The 1,894-nt window shown below is 73.2% G+C and carries 3 protein-coding genes; 2 read left to right on the plus strand and 1 reads right to left on the minus strand.

Going from position 1 to position 1,894, the window contains the following annotated elements; translation table 11 throughout:
* On the plus strand, positions 1 to 753 hold a 753-nt coding region (locus E1193_RS32285; protein ID WP_207922949.1), incomplete at its 5' end, for a hypothetical protein.
* A gap of 242 nt (positions 754 to 995) precedes the next feature.
* Here E1193_RS32285 and E1193_RS31295 read toward each other — a convergent pair.
* On the minus strand, positions 996 to 1,304 hold the full coding sequence (locus E1193_RS31295; protein WP_132186723.1) for a 4a-hydroxytetrahydrobiopterin dehydratase: 309 nt from the start codon (positions 1,302 to 1,304) through the stop codon (positions 996 to 998).
* Between the two features lie 184 nt (positions 1,305 to 1,488).
* Between E1193_RS31295 and E1193_RS31300 the strand changes: the two genes are divergently transcribed.
* On the plus strand, positions 1,489 to 1,894 hold a 406-nt coding region (locus tag E1193_RS31300; protein WP_132186724.1), incomplete at its 3' end, for a (deoxy)nucleoside triphosphate pyrophosphohydrolase.

A 1,894-nucleotide genomic window follows, 5' to 3' on the forward strand; every position in this document is an offset into this window, starting at 1 on the left:
GTCCGAGGGCTGCGGGTGGGGGACTGCTTCCGGGTCGGGGACACCGCGCCGGGTACGCGCACCGCGCCGGACGAGGTCACCACGGTGCCGTGCACCGAACCGCACGACGGGGAGCTGATCGACCGCCTGCCCGGCTACGAGCGGTACGCCGGCGAGGGGTACCCCGGCACCGCCGCGCTCTCCGCCCGCGCGGAGACCGAATGTCGGCGGCAGCAACGCAACTACGTCCTCGACCCGCTGTCGCTCCCGGCCGACGTGCGGCTGCGCTGGTACGTCCCGTCCCGAGTCGAGTGGGGTACCGACCCGCGGATCACCTGCTACCTGGCCGCCGGCGCGCAGCCGTTGACCCGCCCCCTACGGCAGGACGCGACGGTGCTCCGCCCCGAGCAGCTCACGTACCTGATGGCGGTCCGCGAGTTCGACGAGGCCCGGACCACCCTCGCCGCCCAGGGGCCAACCGCCCCGCCGGCCGAGTTGCGCACCCTGGTGGAACGGGCGGCCTCGGCGAACGCCAGCATGTGGCTCGCCCTCAGCGGGGCGACCTGGCCGGCGCAGGCCCGGGAGCCGATCGAGAAGCTGATCGCCGAGGCGCAGGGGGCGGCGGTGTCCTGGCGGGACGCCGAGAAGGCCCCCGACCGGGAGCAGATGCTTCGACTGGTGGCGCAGGCCGAACAGCGCCGCGACCCGCAGACCGACCTGGCCGTACGGCAGGCTCTGGGGCTGTCCACGACGCAGGGCGACCCGGCTCGCTGAGCCGGTGCGCCACCCCGTCGGGTGCCGATCTGCCCCCGCTCGGACCAGCAGGCGGCGAGCTGCCCAGGTGCGCTACCGACGGTCATGCGATGACCACTCGGGTGGTCCCAGGCGGACGTTACGGGGAGCGCGTGCCGCGGGACGCGGCCCTAGGCTGGTGGCGGAGTCGACCGGTCAGGTCGACGTGGACGGGAGCCGGCGATGGACACCTGCCGCGGGGGCACGTCGGCGCGTGCCGCGGGTCAGGGTTCGGTGACGGCCCGGTACACGTCCTCGATGCGGGCGGCCAGCAGCACCTCGCCCTCGGTCAACGGCTCGCCGTCGCCGTGGCCGACGCGAATCTGCGTCTCGGAGTCGCGCCGGTTGATCTCTGGGCGCAGCCGCAGCGCGTCGGCCACCACCTTGACCCGCTCGGTCAGCGCCGCGTGCTGGGTGTCGTCGATGACGAGGGTACGGCGAATCTGCTCGCCCTCGCGGGTCCACCCGCTGAGCATCGTCAGCGCGTCGCTGAGATAGTCGTGCTTTGCCCGGCTGCTGAACAGCGCGCGCATCACCGCACCTCCCAGGCGTCGTTGCCGGCTTGTGGCCAAATCGTCGCCGTCCCGTGTCCTTGTGATGTTCCCCAGTCTGTCGGGCAGGCACCCGATGTGTCCACGCCCACACTTCCGTGTTCTGCTGACCTGATGGCCGGGCTAGGTACCCGAATTGCCGATTGATCTGGCACGCTGGACGCCCGTGCGGACCGAACGGGTAGGCGGAAACGGACAGGCCGAGCGGCGCGAGCCGAGAGTCATCGTCGGCGCGGCGATCATCTCCGGAGGGCGGGTGCTGGCCTGCGCGCGATCCGCGCCTCCCGAGGTCGCCGGCCGGTACGAGTTCCCCGGCGGCAAGGTCGAGCCGGGGGAGAGCGAGGTGGCCGCGCTGGTCCGCGAGTGCGCCGAGGAACTGGCCGTACGGGTGGCGATCGGCGACCGGGTCGGCGGCGACGTCCGGATGGCCCACGGCCGCTCGGTGCTCAGGGTGTACACGGCCCGCCTGCTGCACGGGGACGAGCCGCGGGCGCTGGAACACTCCGCCATGCGCTGGCTCTCCGCGACGGAGCTGGACTCCGTCATCTGGCTCCCCGCCGACGCCCCCATCG

Source organism: Micromonospora sp. KC606 (assembly GCF_004348675.1).
In the GTDB taxonomy this organism is placed as follows: domain Bacteria; phylum Actinomycetota; class Actinomycetes; order Mycobacteriales; family Micromonosporaceae; genus Micromonospora.